At 37.4% G+C, this 15927-nt stretch carries 14 protein-coding genes and 1 rRNA gene; 12 read left to right on the forward strand and 3 right to left on the reverse strand.

Going from position 1 to position 15927, the window contains the following annotated elements; translation table 11 throughout:
- Nucleotides 1-133 precede the first annotated feature (133 nt).
- The gene (leuS, locus tag DW963_RS05995; protein WP_117914277.1) at nt 134-2551 is read left to right on the forward strand and encodes a leucine--tRNA ligase; all 2418 of its coding nucleotides are present in this window, start codon (nt 134-136) and stop codon (nt 2549-2551) included.
- 17 nt (nt 2552-2568) lie between these two features.
- Here leuS and DW963_RS06000 read toward each other — a convergent pair whose 3' ends face one another.
- The 3 genes from DW963_RS06000 to DW963_RS06010 form a co-directional block, all read right to left on the reverse strand.
- Nucleotides 2569-2808, reverse strand: a complete 240-nt coding sequence (locus tag DW963_RS06000; RefSeq protein WP_012738931.1) for a hypothetical protein — start codon at nt 2806-2808, stop codon at nt 2569-2571.
- Between the two features lie 15 nt (nt 2809-2823).
- Nucleotides 2824-3267, reverse strand: a complete 444-nt coding sequence (locus DW963_RS06005; protein ID WP_022097468.1) for a hypothetical protein — start codon at nt 3265-3267, stop codon at nt 2824-2826.
- A gap of 267 nt (nt 3268-3534) precedes the next feature.
- Nucleotides 3535-3807 (reverse strand): chorion class high-cysteine HCB protein 13, encoded by a 273-nt coding sequence (locus DW963_RS06010; protein WP_117914279.1) that lies wholly within the window; start codon nt 3805-3807, stop codon nt 3535-3537.
- Nucleotides 3808-3978: 171 nt separating this feature from the next.
- Between DW963_RS06010 and DW963_RS06015 the strand changes: the two genes are divergently transcribed.
- The 11 genes from DW963_RS06015 to DW963_RS06065 all read left to right on the forward strand — a co-directional run.
- Entirely contained in the window at nt 3979-5052 is a 1074-nt protein-coding gene (locus DW963_RS06015) for a glycosyltransferase (protein ID WP_243004235.1), read from the forward strand.
- 20 nt (nt 5053-5072) lie between these two features.
- Nucleotides 5073-6233 (forward strand): phosphodiester glycosidase family protein, encoded by a 1161-nt coding sequence (locus DW963_RS06020; RefSeq protein ID WP_117914282.1) that lies wholly within the window; start codon nt 5073-5075, stop codon nt 6231-6233.
- A gap of 16 nt (nt 6234-6249) precedes the next feature.
- Complete coding sequence (locus DW963_RS06025) at nt 6250-7014, forward strand: hypothetical protein (RefSeq protein ID WP_117914285.1); 765 nt, start codon at nt 6250-6252, stop codon at nt 7012-7014.
- A 59-nt stretch (nt 7015-7073) separates the two neighbouring features.
- Nucleotides 7074-7334, forward strand: coding sequence for a hypothetical protein (locus tag DW963_RS06030; RefSeq protein WP_117914287.1), 261 nt, complete (start codon nt 7074-7076; stop codon nt 7332-7334).
- 131 nt (nt 7335-7465) lie between these two features.
- Complete coding sequence (locus tag DW963_RS06035; RefSeq protein WP_243004234.1) at nt 7466-8983, forward strand: putative polysaccharide biosynthesis protein; 1518 nt, start codon at nt 7466-7468, stop codon at nt 8981-8983.
- An 88-nt stretch (nt 8984-9071) separates the two neighbouring features.
- A complete protein-coding gene (locus DW963_RS06040; protein WP_117914289.1) occupies nt 9072-9671 on the forward strand; it encodes a UvrB/UvrC motif-containing protein in 600 nt (199 codons plus the stop codon).
- A complete protein-coding gene (locus tag DW963_RS06045; protein WP_117914290.1) occupies nt 9664-10695 on the forward strand; it encodes a hypothetical protein in 1032 nt (343 codons plus the stop codon). Before DW963_RS06040 ends, DW963_RS06045 begins: the two co-directional genes overlap by 8 nt.
- 39 nt (nt 10696-10734) lie before the next feature.
- On the forward strand, nt 10735-13197 hold the full coding sequence (locus DW963_RS06050; RefSeq protein ID WP_117914292.1) for an ATP-dependent Clp protease ATP-binding subunit: 2463 nt from the start codon (nt 10735-10737) through the stop codon (nt 13195-13197).
- Nucleotides 13198-13294: 97 nt separating this feature from the next.
- Nucleotides 13295-13708 (forward strand): endosialidase, encoded by a 414-nt coding sequence (locus tag DW963_RS06055; RefSeq protein WP_117914294.1) that lies wholly within the window; start codon nt 13295-13297, stop codon nt 13706-13708.
- 79 nt (nt 13709-13787) lie between these two features.
- On the forward strand, nt 13788-15167 hold the full coding sequence (gene radA, locus DW963_RS06060) for a DNA repair protein RadA (protein ID WP_117914296.1): 1380 nt from the start codon (nt 13788-13790) through the stop codon (nt 15165-15167).
- A 698-nt stretch (nt 15168-15865) separates the two neighbouring features.
- A 16S ribosomal RNA gene (locus DW963_RS06065) occupies nt 15866-15927 on the forward strand; the annotation flags it as partial.

Consider the following 15927-nt stretch of genomic DNA (forward strand, 5'->3'; position numbering starts at 1 on the left):
AAGAAATATTTATATTCATGCGAATAGTGGTATTTTAACACTTTAAAGCGATAATGTAAAGACGGCTATTTAATTGACAAATTAAAGTGATGTGTGTAGAATGTTTTTATGCGTTTTTAAGGAGGAATGTGTTATGTCGGCAGTATATAACCACAAAACAGTTGAAAAGAAGTGGCAGCAGGTATGGCAGGATGAAAAAGCTTTTGCTGCAACTAATGATTATTCAAAACCAAAGTATTATGCACTTGTAGAGTTTCCATATCCATCAGGACAGGGACTTCATGTAGGTCATCCAAGACCATATACAGCGCTTGATATTGTGGCAAGAAAGAGAAGAATGCAGGGATATAATGTTTTATATCCAATGGGTTGGGATGCATTTGGTCTTCCAACTGAGAACTATGCTATTAAGAATAAGATTCACCCTAAGATAGTTACTAAGAATAATATAGATCATTTTAAGGAACAGCTTCAGTCAATTGGTTATTCATTTGACTGGGACAGAGAGATTAATACTACAGATCCTGATTATTATAAGTGGACACAGTGGATTTTTCTTAAGCTTTTTAAGGCCGGGCTTGCGTATAAGCAGGAGATGCCTATCAACTGGTGTACTTCATGTAAGGTAGGTCTTGCTAATGAAGAAGTAGTTAATGGTGTATGTGAAAGATGTGGCTCACCTGTTGTCCGTAAGGTCAAGAGTGAGTGGATGCTTAAGATTACTGATTATGCAGATAAGCTTATAGAAGGACTTGACCATGTAGATTATATTGAGAGAGTTAAGACACAGCAGAGGAACTGGATTGGACGCTCAACAGGTGCTGAGGTTGATTTTGCAATTGCTGGTAAGGAAGATAAGTTAAGAATATATACAACAAGATGTGATACACTTTTTGGTGTTACTTATATGGTTGTATCACCAGAGCATCCATATCTTGATAAGTATAAGGACGAGATTAAGAACTGGGATGAGATAGAAAGCTATAGAGAGCAGGCTTCAAGAAAGTCAGATTTCGAGAGAGCAGAGCTTGCAAAGGATAAGACAGGTGTAGAGATTGACGGACTTAAGGCAGTTAATCCGGTTAATGGCAAGGAAGTTCCAATCTGGGTATCAGATTATGTACTTATGAGCTATGGTACAGGTGCTATCATGGCTGTTCCTGCTCATGATGAAAGGGACTGGGAGTTTGCCAAGAAATTTAACCTTCCTATCATTCAGGTTGTAGCAAAGAATGGTGAGGAAGTTGATGTTAATGAGGCAGCATTTACAGATGTAGCAACGGGCGTGCTTATCAATTCTGATTTTCTTAACGGACTTGAAGTTAAAGAAGCTAAGGAAAAGATGATTGAATTCCTTACAGAAAAGGGAATTGGTAATGCAAAGGTTAATTATAAGCTCCGTGACTGGGTATTCTCTCGTCAGAGATACTGGGGTGAGCCTATTCCGATTGTTCATTGTGACAAATGTGGCTATGTTCCTGTTGATGAGAGCGAACTTCCATTACTTCTTCCAGAAGTAGAAAGCTATATGCCTACAGATAATGGAGAATCACCTCTTGCAGCCATGACAGACTGGGTTAATACAACATGCCCATGTTGTGGCGGACCTGCTAAGAGAGAGACTGATACAATGCCTCAGTGGGCTGGATCATCATGGTATTTCTTAAGATATACAGATCCACATAATACAGAGACACTCGCAAGTCAGGAAGCACTTAAGTACTGGCTTCCAGTAGACTGGTATAACGGAGGAATGGAGCATACAACATTACACTTACTCTATTCAAGATTCTGGCACAGATTCCTTTACGACCAGAAGGTTGTACCTTGCCCAGAGCCATATCAGAAGAGAACATCCCATGGTATGATTCTTGGTGAGAACGGCGAGAAGATGAGTAAGTCAAGAGGTAATGTTGTTAATCCTGATGATATCGTAAGAGATTATGGTGCAGATACATTAAGAACATACGAGATGTTTATCGGTGCATTTGACGCAGCAGCTTCATGGTCAGAGGATGGCGTTAAGGGCTGCCGCAGATTCTTAGACAGAGTATGGAAGCTTCAGGATATAATGACTGATGAAGAAGGTTTCTCTAAGGAATTTGAGACAAAGATGCATCAGACAATTAAGAAGGTTTCATTTGATTATGAGAATCTGAAATACAATACAGCTATTGCACAGCTCATGACTATGCTCAATGATTTCAGCAAGGCAGGTAAGATTACTAAGGGAGAACTCAAGACATACCTTATCTTACTTAATCCGGTTGCTCCACACATAACAGAAGAGATGTGGGAAGCAATCGGCGAGAGTGGAAGAGTATATCAGCAGACATGGCCTGAATACGATGAAGCTAAGACTGTTGAGTCAACAGTTGAGATAGCAGTCCAGATTAATGGAAAGACAAAGGCTACTATCAATATTGCCAAGGATGCTGACAAAGACAGTGTAATTGCTGCAGCTAAGGAAGCACTTGGAAACAGGCTTTTTGGTAACATTATTAAAGAAATATATGTACCGGGAAGAATTGTTAATATTGTTGCAAAGTAATTAAGAATAATAAAACATTAATTCATATTAAGAAGAGAGAGAAGCTCAGGCAATAGCCTGAGCTCTTTTTCGCTTAATTGCCCAGACATACTGTTGATGACTAACTGACAATCTTCTTTTGTGAAGGTTATACCTGATTTCTTAGCTTTATCATTGATCGCAAACAGAAGTGGGATGATTTCATCATTTTTCTTTCCCTGGGATAAAGTCTTGAATTCGTTGAGAAGAAGCTGCTTTCTAAAATCTAATTCTGACATAAAGTCCTCCAAATATTAAAGATTAAGATTGTTTAACTGTTCTGTATAAGCTTCATACATTTTTTGCTGGGCAGGATTAAGAAAACTATTACTGCCATTCTGATCACGATTTAAAATGTTGAACAAATCGGACATTTTATTATAGTTTTTAAAATTACTCAGAATATTCCGGAGATTGTCTGGACAGTAAGTAAGAATAACATTCATGATATTTTCATCTGAAAGTATATCCTGTATTGGACTGTTTAATGAAAGGTGGGGCTTTGCAGAACATGCCGCAATACGAAGGCTTTCAGGGCGGCTGTAATAGTTCATTGTACATGAAAATTCATATGCGCGGAGCAGAGGACTAAGTGTCTGCTGGGTATTAAATTCCATAAAAGGAAGAATTGCTTTGGCAAGCTGTATGAATTGTGGCAGTGTCTGCATATCAAATTCTGTTATGGGAAGTTCTTTCATGTGAACTCTCGGCGGAATATTTTATTCTATATATATTAGGTTATATGTCTTAATTATGCCTGTAAGTCTTAGCAATTAATAAATAAGTCCATATAATATATAAAAAAGGAATTATGATATGGTAATTAATATGGATGTTCAGGACAATGGCAATATACTTGTTGAAGAAGAAAATACCATATATGAAATAGATGGGAAATGTATGATGGAACGTAATAATAATTAATATATAAGGGCTGCCGTTTAAGGCAGCCCCATATTAAATAATTACTGGCATCCACATCCACTATTGCATCCACATCCGCTGTTGCATCCGCAACCAAAGCCATTGAGGAAGTTAGTTCCGTTGCCACAGCCACAGCATAAGAAGAGGAGAATTATAATCCAGAAGGAATTGCAACCATTTCCACAACCATTGTTGCATCCACATCCGTTATTTCCGTCAAAGAGGAGAAGGAGAATGATAATCCATACAATAGAATTGCAGTTATCTCCACATCCGCCGCATCCTCCGCAGTTTGTTGCTGCTAAATCACTCATGTAAAAGTCCTCCAAAATTAATCTACAATACAATATTATGGCTTACAGCATGACCCTGTTACACAGTATATGAAATTTTTATTGCAATCTTTAGGGAATTATTATATTCTAAATACAGTGCGTTTAAATGGAAAAGCACTATAAATATTAGCAAAGAGTGGGATGAATATTATGAAAGTATCGGTTATTATACCGTCACTGAATCCTGATAATAAGCTTGTAGCTGTAGTTGATGCTTTACTTGAAGAAGGCTTTAAGGACATCATTATTGTTAATGATGGAAGTGATGAGGAACATATGGCTCCTTTTAATGAAGTAGCAGCACATAGTGAATGTACAATTCTTACACATGAAGTTAACAAAGGAAAAGGAAGAGGTTTGAAGACAGCATTTGAATTCTGCCTTGAGAATAGAAAAGATATTGATGGAGTTGTGACAGTAGATGGTGATAATCAGCACCGTGCCAAAGATATTAAAAAATGCAGTGAAACTATGGTTGGTACAGGAAATGTCGTTTTAGGCGTAAGGGATTTTACTGGTGATGATGTACCGGCAAGAAGTAAATTCGGCAATAATATGACTAGCGGAGTATTTAAGGTACTTTGCAGATTGAAAATTTCGGACACACAGACAGGCTTAAGAGCAATACCTTACAAGTATCTTGAGACATTTGACAAGGTAGAAGGTGAACGCTTTGAGTATGAGACTAATATGCTGCTTGCTTTCAAAAAGTATAACATTGGATTTCAGGAAGAACCGATAGAGACTGTGTATATAGAAGATAATTCATCATCACATTTTAATCCTGTCAAAGATTCAATTAAGATATACAAAGTGATATTTAAATATTTATTTAAAAGCACAGGCATGAAATATGTAGGAAGCTCTATTGCTTCGTGGGCTATAGATAATATAATATTTAATGTGCTTGAATTTGTGCTTATAGGGCTTACAGTCAGCTTAAGAATATTCATAAGTACAGCAGCGGCAAGAGTGCTTTCATCAGTTTTCAATTTCTCGCTTAACAGAAATGCAGTATTTAAATCACAGTCGGGTCTTAAACAGACGGTGGTAAGATATTACATTTTATGGTTCTGCCAGCTTGCTTGTTCTTATGCTTTGGTGTATATTGCTACAAAGCTGCTGGCATTAAGCATTGTGCTTTCAGGAATTGCCAAGATAATAATTGATCTTGCATTGTTCTTTGTCAGTTATCAGATTCAGAAAAGATGGGTTTTTAAGTAACATTTTAGGAGGAAGTTACAGTGACAAAAAGAAAAGATAATATTGATGATATAGATATCAATGATGATTTTGAACTTGAAGATATCGATGATTTTGATCCTTTTGATGTTTTAGATGACAGCTATGAGGACAAAAAGTCGTATGGTAACGATAAGCCACAAGGTGGCAATATATCTAATAAAAAAAATAAAAAGAAAAATCCGGTTCTTGTATGGGCAGGAAGAGTCGGTGCGACACTTTTGTCAACTATTCTTATTCTGGTGATATTTCTGTATGCTGTTATGGCAATGCTTGTGTATGGGCCGTCTAAGACAGCAAAGATTCAGTTTGTACTTTCTGTACAGGAGACAAGTGCAATAGGATTTCTTGCTAACTGGTTCTGCTCTCAGGATGAGATAGACCAGATTAAGGCCAATAACGCAATTAAAGATACAGATGAGATAACGGATGCGGGACTTGTAAATATTGATACAGCAGCCCAGGATCCGGAAACTCCTGATATTGAGATTGTGGACGTAAAGGGTGCTACATATTCTGGAAAACTCATGATTGTAAAAGATCCAAGCAGATTATTTGTGGGAACAGTTCCTGAATTTACCAATGGAAATGGAATGGTTGTTGCAGATATTGCAAAGAGATATGATGCAATCGGAGGAGTTAATGGCGGAGAATTTGTTGATGGAGAAACAACTTATACAGCAATGCCGATTGGTCTTGTAATGAAAGACGGAGAGATTCTTAATGATAATGGCGGAACATCTCATGTTACCGGAATTACATTTGATAATAAGCTTGTTCTTGGTAATATGAATGCTGCAAAGGCAAAGGAACTTAATATAAGAGACTGCGTAAGCATAAGCAATCATATTGGTCCATTTCTTATTGTTAATGGAGAGGCTCAGGATATTGTTGGTATTGCAGGGGGAACTAATCCAAGAACTGCCATAGGACAGACAGCAGATGGAAAGATTCTTCTTCTTGCAGTAGATGGAAGACAGCCTAACAGTATAGGTGCTACATTTTCAGACCTACAGGATATTATGGCACAGTATGGAGCTGTAAATGCATCTACAATGGATGGTGGAACATCAACACAGATGTATTATGATGGTGAAGTAATAAATGTACCATATTCACCAACAGGTCCAAGAAGCTGTCCGACAGCATTTTTAATTAAGTAAGGAGGAGAAAAGTAGTATGCCACGAAATAATAAAAGAAAAAAGAAGCTTTCAAATTTTAAAAAATTCTTATGTATATACTGCGGAATTCTTCTTCTGGCAGGTGTGATTACATTAATTATGCTTCATAGTCTTTTAAAAGATTATGAAGAGGGAATGCCATCAGGAACAATGGATAAGATTGTGAATCAGTTTACTCCTGATGGGATTGGAAAGCTTTTATCAGATAATGACGTGAAAGTAAATGAGTTTGAAACGAATGATACGATAGCAGCATATTTTACAGATAGGTTAAATGACGGTACAGTATCATATAAGAAAAAGGCTGGTGAATATTCTGAAAAAACTCCTGTGTATGTAGTATATGCAGGTGATACGCCGATAGCAAAGGTTGAACTTGAATCGGCAGGAAAGAATGCACACAAATTTAATAAATGGACTCTTGGAACTATTTCTTTTGGAGATTTTACAAAGAACCTTGCAGAAGTTAAAATAACAGCTCCAACAGGTGCTGATGTTTATATTAATGGAGTACAGGTTACTGATACATACAAGACAGAGTCAGAAGTTAAGTTTGCACCTTGTCTGCATGTATCAGATTATGTTACGGTACCAACTAATGATGTGTATGATGTAGGACAGCTTATAGCAAAGCCTGATATAACAGCGAAGCTTAATGGTAAAGATCTGACAGTTGATTATGACAAGAAGACAGGATATACAATTTACTATCCATCGGATGATGAATTGTATAAAAGTATGGATCAAGGATATATACAATAGCGGAACAGTATGGAGCTTATATTATCAACAGGGGAAGTCTTTCTAAGCTTTCAAGCTATATGGTTGGTACTGCAGCTGAGTATGTCAGTGATATTCCTGCTATATGGGCGTACCTCTGGGGTAAGTCATATACTTATCAGTTCAACAATGAATCTATTACTAATTTCAGAAAGTATTCAGACAAATGTTTCTCATGTGATGTTTATTATGACCTTTATGTTGATTACAAGACAGGTAATACAACATATAAAACATCGCTTACATATACATTTGTAAAACAGAATGGTACATGGATGCTGGCTGATTTCTTAATTAATTAATATAAAATATAAGCCGTTCTAATCGTATGTGGTTGGAACGGCTTTTTTAACAAAAAATTTATGGATTTTATTGTATATAAGATGTAAAATCTAATTCGAAAACAATTATTACATAAGATTTGGAGATGGATATGTCGGAGTCTAATAAACGTAATTTTATAGTTCATGGAAGTATTCTTGCAATTGCTGGTATTCTTGTCAGGATAATAGGCATGCTTTACAGAATTCCTGTAGTTAACATTATAGGAAGTGAAGGCAATGGTATATATGGAGCTGCTTTCAACATATATAATATAATGCTTGTGTTGTCTTCGTACGGACTGCCAATGGCTGTATCAAAGCTTGTGTCAGCAAGATTTACAAAGAAAAGATATAAAAGTGCTGCTAAAGTATTAAGATGTTCTTTAATGGTTGCAGTGTGTACAGGAGGTATCGCAGCACTTCTTGTATTTTTTGGTGCTTCATTTATAGAGAATGTTATATATGGAGGAGGACTTCCGGGGCTTGCGATTCCATTAAGAATTCTTGCACCAACAATATTCCTTGTTGCAATTCTTGGGGTTATAAGAGGCTTCTTTCAGGGACAGAGTACAATGATTCCAACTGCCGTGTCGCAGATACTTGAGCAGATTGTTAATGCAATTGTTAGTATTGCAGCAGGATATGGAATGATGAAAGCATTTGCTTCATCACCTGATGTGGCTGCATATGGAGCGGCAGGAAGTACGCTTGGTACTGCGATGGGAGCACTTACGGCTGTTTTATTCATGGGATTTTTGTATGCGGTATATACACCGACATTTAACAGACTGAAAAGAAAAGACAGACATACAGAGAACCAGAGCACAGGGCAGATTTGTAAGATAATCATATATACAATGATACCAATTATACTTGGACAGACATTTTATCAGATAAGTGCTTTGATAGACGATGTAATGTTTAGCAATATAATGGTTGGAAGAGATATTACTAAGAGCATATCTATGGATCTTGGTAATTTCAGTTCAAGCTACAGCCTGCTTATAGGAATTCCACAGGGGGTTGCATCTGCAATGTCTGCTTCAATGCTGCCTAGCGTTGTTGCATCATTTACAGACAGGGATTATGATTCTATATATGATAAGATTACTAAGACATTAAAGACTAACATGTTTATTGCTGTTCCATCATTTGTAGGGCTGTTTGTTATAGGTCAGCCTATAATAAAGCTGTTATTTTCCCGTTATAACAGTGCCCAGGGTGGAATGATGTTAAAAATAGGTGCGATTGCGGTAGTATTCTATACACTCTCTACAGTTACAAGTACAGCACTGCAGGGAATTGACCGTGTAAATGTACCAATGATTCATTCATCTATATCACTTGCTGTTCATATTGTGCTGGTATTCGTGCTTCTTAAGTTCTCGGCACTAGGAATATATGCAGTGGTTATAGGTAATGCAACATTTCCAATATTAATATTTATACTTAATCTAAGAACCTTATATCAGGAGATTGATTATACGATGCCGTATATAAGTGTATTTGCAAAACCAGGTATATCGGCACTTATAATGGGCGTGTTCACATGGCTTTCATATAAGGGAATGTATACACTTACATCATCTAATGTTCTGGCACTGGTAATAGCTTTATGGTTGCATTAATAACATATTTTGGTTCTTACTATGCTTTAACTAAGATGAGAGTATTTGAATAAAGCAGGAATGTGATTCCTGACTGGAAAGGAATAATATGCTTTGTGAGAATTGTCATCAGAATGAAGCTTCAATTCATTATACAGAAATAATTAACGGAGTTAAGAAGGAACACCATATATGCATGGATTGTGCAAGAAGGCTTAATTTTGCAGGAATGTCAGACAGTTCAGATGCGGAGTTTCCATTTGTAAGGCTTCTGACGGGTCTGCTGGCTGGTAATTCAGCCCAGGTGGAAGACGGACCTATGATGCATATCAGATGCCCAGGCTGTGGAATGACATTTGATGAATTTACTATGGTTGGTAAATTTGGTTGTGCTGAGTGCTATGGGGTATTCGGACCTCTTATTGAGGATAATATGAAAAGACTGCATGGAGATTCAGTTCATAGGGGAAAGATATATAAGAAATACTCAGGGCTGTCTGATGAAAATAATGAGACAGATACTCTGCCAGTCATGCAGGATGAAAATGATGATTATGAAAGTCGTATCAGGGAACTGGGGATAAAGTTAAGAGAGGCTGTTGAGATAGAGAATTATGAAGAGGCAGCCAGATTAAGAGACATGATTCACCAGTTAAAGAAAATGAATAATACGGATGATTCAACACAGGGAGGCGGTCACGATGCTTAGATGGTTTGAAGAGGGCGGCAATAACTCTGATGTTGTTATATCAAGCAGAGTAAGGCTTGCCCGTAATATTAACGGATATAATTTTTCTTATAAGATGTCAGATACAGATGCAAAGATGCTGGTTAAAAATGTTACCGAACAGTTAAAGACAGTGTCACCAATAAACAGCTATAATTCATATAATTTTGATTATCTTGATCCTTATCAGAAGATGGGGATGAGGGAGAGACATGTTATAAGCTCATATCTTGAAAAACAGGATTATGCAGCAGGATTTGTTGCACCTGATGAAGATGTGTCAATAATGATTAATGAAGAGGATCATATAAGAATACAGGCATTTGCTGCCGGAATGAATATGCAGAAAGCGTATACACTGGCTGATAAGATGGATGATGTTATCGGAGATGTACTTGACTATTCGTATGATCAGAAGTTTGGCTATCTTACAACCCTTCCATCTAATGCAGGTACAGGAATGAGAGCAAGTTATATGCTACATTTGCCAGCACTTGCAGGAAATGATAAAATATCAGGGCTGATTCCTGAGGTTGGAAGATTCGGACTTGTGCTAAAAGCAATGGAGGGTGACAATAACAGAGCTTTAGGTGATATATACCAGCTTACTAATCTGGTAACACTTGGAAAGAGTGAAAAAGATATAATTGACAATCTGGATAATATAGCAGAACAGATTATTGCACAGGAAAGAAATTACAGGAAGCAGTATATTACAAAAAGAAAAATGACAGCACTTGATATGGTGTACAGGTCATATGGTGTGTTAAAATATGCCAGAAAGGTTACACTTAATGATGGAGAGCTTCTGCTTTCCCAGATAAGATTCGGACTTGCATCAGGGATTATTAAGGCTGATGGATTTGATGAGAGTAATATATATCAGCTTATGATTGGAATTCATCCGGCAAATCTTCTTATGATTTCTAACAAGGATATGAATGAAGAGGAACTGGAAGTGTCACGAGCTGATTTTATAAGAGAACATCTTCCAACAATACATTAACAGATATTTACGAAATCAGTCATAGAAAGGGTTATAGATATGCAGAGCAGATTTACCAGCAAAGCGCAGGAGGCACTTAATTATGCGGCAGATACAGCGGCTATGTTAGGTCATGGTTATATAGGTTCAGAGCATCTTCTTATAGGACTTATCAAAGCGGAGGGCGGACTTGCATCTTCAGTTCTTCTTAGCAATGATATTACGGATGAGAAGATAATTAATCTTGTGTGCCAGCTTATAGCACCAGATAGTGTAGTTAATGTAAAAGAGCCGTCAGGATATACACCAAGAGTAAGACGCATACTTGACAATGCTGCCAGAGAAGCAGCACGTTTTAAGTCAGAGCTTATAGGTACAGAACATATTTTAATAGCAATAATAAAAGAAACAGACAGCGTAGCTTCAAGGCTTCTTAATACTATAGGAGTTCCTGTCAAGAAGATGTATGTTGATCTTCTTATGGCTATGGGAGAAGATGCTGGAAAAGCCAAAGAGGATTTCCAGAATGGAAGACCAAGAGGCAATGATAGAAAGAGTACTGCAACACTTGACCAGTACAGCAGGGATCTTACACAGATGGCGAGGGAGGGAAGATTAGACCCTGTTATTGGAAGAGAAGAAGAGATTCAGAGAGTTATACAGATACTTAGCAGAAGAACTAAGAATAACCCTTGCCTTATAGGTGAACCGGGTGTAGGTAAGACTGCTATAGCAGAAGGACTTGCTGCCAGAATAGTTGAAGGCAATGTGCCGGAGACAATAAAGGATAAGCGCCTTCTGACATTGGATTTGTCAGGTATGGTTGCAGGTTCTAAGTACAGAGGTGAATTTGAGGAAAGAATTAAGAAAGTAATTGCGGAAGTTAAGAATGCCGGTAATGTATTACTTTTCCTGGATGAGATTCACACAATAATAGGAGCTGGTGGGGCTGAAGGTGCTATTGATGCATCTAATATATTAAAACCATCTCTTGCAAGAGGCGAAATACAGCTTATTGGGGCAACAACTCTTGAAGAATACAGAAAGCATATTGAGAAGGATGCTGCACTTGAAAGAAGATTCCAGCCTGTTAAGGTTGAAGAACCTACAGCAAATGAGGCAATCCAGATATTAAGAGGTCTTAAGGGCAGATACGAAGAACATCATCGTGTTACAATTACAGACGAGGCTGTAGTAGCAGCTGTTAAGCTGTCTAAGAGATATATTAATGACAGATTTCTTCCTGATAAGGCAATTGACCTTATTGATGAAGCATCTTCTAAGACAAGACTTGATGCATATATAATGCCTGAGGAGATTAAGGCATTAGAAGCACAGATAGAGCAGCTTACAACTGATAAGGAAGAAGCAATTAAGGCTGAAGCTTATGAGAAAGCTGGAGAAATCAAGAAAAAGCAGATAAAGAAAAAAGAGCAGCTTGAAAAAATGACAAAGCAATGGCAGGACAGCATTAATGAGAATAATCTTATTGTTGATGAGGATGAGATTGCTTCTGTTGTATCAACATGGACAAAGATTCCTGTACAGAGAATTGCACAGGCAGAATCAGAACGTCTTATGAAGCTTGAGGAAACTCTGCACAACAGAGTTATTGGACAGGACGAGGCTGTTACAGCAGTTGCTAAAGCAATCCGAAGAGGAAGGGTAGGACTTAAAGATCCTAACAGACCAATTGGCTCATTCCTGTTTTTAGGACCTACGGGTGTAGGTAAGACAGAACTTTCAAAGGCACTGGCAGATGCTATGTTTGGTACAGAGAATTCTCTTATAAGAGTTGATATGTCGGAATTTATGGAGAAGCATACGGTGTCAAAGCTTATAGGTTCACCTCCGGGATATGTTGGATATGATGAGGGAGGACAACTTAGTGAGAAGGTAAGAAGAAATCCATACTCTGTAATTCTTTTTGATGAAGTTGAGAAAGCCCATCCGGATGTATTTAATGTTCTTCTGCAGGTACTTGATGATGGGCATATAACAGATTCAACAGGCAGAGTCATAGATTTCAAGAATACTATAATCATAATGACAAGTAATGCCGGAGCTGAGAATATTGTATCTCCTAAATCACTGGGATTCTCATCAGGAATGACTGAACAGCAGAATCATGAAGAGATGAAGAGTAAAGTTATGGATGAGGTTAAGAGAATATTCAAGCCAGAGTTCATTAACAGAATAGATGATATTGTTGTATTCCACGTTCTTGGGAAAGAACAGATATCTAAGATTGTAGATATAATGATAGCCAACGTAAACAAGCGTATTATGGATCAGATGAAGTTATCAATAGAGCTTGATGAAGCTGCGAGACAGTGGCTTGTGGATAAGGGATATGATTCCAAATATGGAGCAAGACCTTTGCGTCGTACTATTCAGAATGAGGTAGAAGATGTTCTTGCAGAACGTATTCTTATGGGAAAGGTTCATACTGGCAATAAAGTCAAGATAACTGTAAAAGATAATAAGCTTAATTTTACTCTTAGAAGAGGTGTGAACAAATAATAAATAAACAATAAACAACTGACAAATTGCTGGCGCTTTTTGTCAGTTTATTGTATAATAAACATATACATATCGTAACAAACAGGAGGATAATAATATGCCAGTAGTAAATGAATTGATTCGTTCAGAGGAGGATGGAACAATCAGCTTTGGTAATTATAAGTTAGATGTTAAATCAAAGCTGCCAGATTTTGAGCATTGTGGGGATACATATAAGGTTAAGACATTTTATGAGATCACTAAGCTTGAGAAGAATGGCTCATTTGTATATGAATCTGTTCCAGGAACAGCAGTTAATAATTTCAATGCTACAGATACAAGCGTAACATTCAGCGTAGAAGGAAAAGAGGATGCACAGATTACGTTAGGTCTTGAAGAAGGTGTTTCATACGATATCAGAATTAATGATAAAGATGCAGGAACAATGGCTGCTAATATGGGTGGAAAGCTTGTTCTTTCAGTAGAATTTGATGGCGAGAAGCCGGTTAAAGTAGACATCAAGAAGGCTTAATCAAAGTTTAAAGATAATGTGGATTTACGGGGCTGTCACACATGTATATGTTGTGGCAGCTTTTTTCTAGGGGGAATATATGGCTAAAGCAAAGAATACAGCTTTTTTTTGTAAAGAATGTGGATATGAGTCTGCCAAATGGTTCGGGCAGTGTCCAGCATGTAAGGAATGGAATACATTTGTAGAAGAACCAGTAGGAAAATCAAAGTCGGCAAAAGGAATAGCAGGAATAAGTCATAGGGCAGAGGCATCATCAGTGCCAGTTCCAGTAGAGATAAATAGTGTGAGTTTTGAAGAAAATGACAGAACATCTACAGGTATAACAGAGCTTGACAGAGTGCTTGGTGGAGGAATTGTCGCAGGTTCTTTAGTGCTTGTAGGAGGAGATCCTGGAATAGGCAAGTCTACACTTCTGCTGCAGATGTGTTATAACCTTTCAGAGGCAGGCAGAGATGTACTGTATATTTCAGGAGAAGAATCACTTAAGCAGATAAAGCTGAGAGCAGACAGAATTGGCAGGTTTAATGGTACGCTGAAACTGTTATGTGAAACTAATCTTGATAACATAGAAGATATTCTTACAAGAAATAAACCAGAAGTGGTAATAATTGACTCTATACAGACAATGTATAAAGATGATGTAGCAGCAGCACCGGGAAGCGTTTCACAAGTAAGGGAGACAACATCTGTGCTTATGCAGCTTGCAAAGGGACTGAATATCACTATATTCATAGTTGGACATGTGACTAAGGAAGGAACAGTTGCAGGACCAAGAATGCTTGAGCATATGGTTGATACGGTTCTTTATTTTGAAGGTGACAGGTATGCTTCATACAGAATATTAAGAGGAGTTAAGAACAGATTTGGCTCAACTAATGAAATAGGTGTATTTGAAATGCAGCAGAGTGGTCTGGCAGAGGTGGAGAATCCGTCAGAGTATATGCTTAATGGAAGACCTGAGAATGCATCAGGTTCAGTTGTTGTGTGTCTTCTTGAAGGAACACGTCCTATAATGGTAGAGATTCAGGCTCTTGTGTGTGATTCTAATTTTGGAATGGCAAGAAGAACAGCAGCGGGAACTGATTATAACAGAGTTAATCTTCTTATGGCAGTTCTTGAAAAGAGAGCGGGCATACATATGTCAGGCAGTGATGCTTATGTGAATGTTGCAGGTGGAATTAAAGTAAGTGAGCCAGCACTTGATTTGGGAATTGTCATGGCACTTGTGAGCAGCTTTAAGAACAGGGTAATTGATGAAAAAACAGTTATATTCGGTGAAGTGGGCCTTGCTGGTGAAGTAAGAGCAGTAAGTCAGGCACAGCAGAGAGTTAATGAGGCTGTTAAACTTGGTTTTAAGACATGTATATTACCTGGTGTATGTATGAAGAACATAAAGAGCAGCAATGAGATTGAGATTATTGGTGTGAATAATGTTAACGAGGCAATTAAACTAATATAGAAGCAGGTAGTTTGAGATAATATGAGAAGAAAAGAAAGCAAATCTTAAAAAGAACAATGGCAGGGCATCATTTGAAATGGGCACCAAACATGAGGTTGTCGGATCAGATACAGCATGTTCATAAGTTGTGTTAGGTGGAGATATCAACTTTGCATTGCAGAGATATTGGAGAGATAAGCATTTTGGGGCTGAAGCCCTACTATAAGATAATAAATAGCAGAATTAGTGGGTGCTTTTCTTATAATATTGCTATGGTTTCGGATCAGAGACCTACTAAAGTATCTAAGTATTGTACTTTGGTAGGTCTTTACTTTCTGATTACAATGTAAATGTGCAGAAAGTCAGCAAACAAGCGGTTTCGCAGGCATGTCAGTCTCGCTTAAAAGTCAATGATTGAAAAAAATTGAACTTTTTTGAAACTTTTTGAAAAAAGTTGTTGACAATGTGTGTACCTGATGATATTATATACAAGTCGCCGCGGTAAGCGGTAACAAATAAGACTTAAAACACCAGATAAATACTGGGTTTGAGTAATATAGATCTTTGATAACTGAATAGAAAGACAACCTTGAAATTCTTTGAGAATTTTAAAATGATTCATTAATGAATCTTGCGAGTATCGAAAGATACACGAACCTAAACAGTAAGTTTTGGTAAAACTATTTAAGCTAGTTAGTTTATAACTGACGAGGCAAACTTTTTATGAGAGTTTGATCCTGGCTCAGGATGAACGCTGGCGGCGTGCTTAACACATGCAAGT

Origin of the sequence: Eubacterium sp. AM46-8, assembly GCF_003466705.1 — a bacterium.
GTDB lineage: Bacteria > Bacillota > Clostridia > Lachnospirales > Lachnospiraceae > Lachnospira.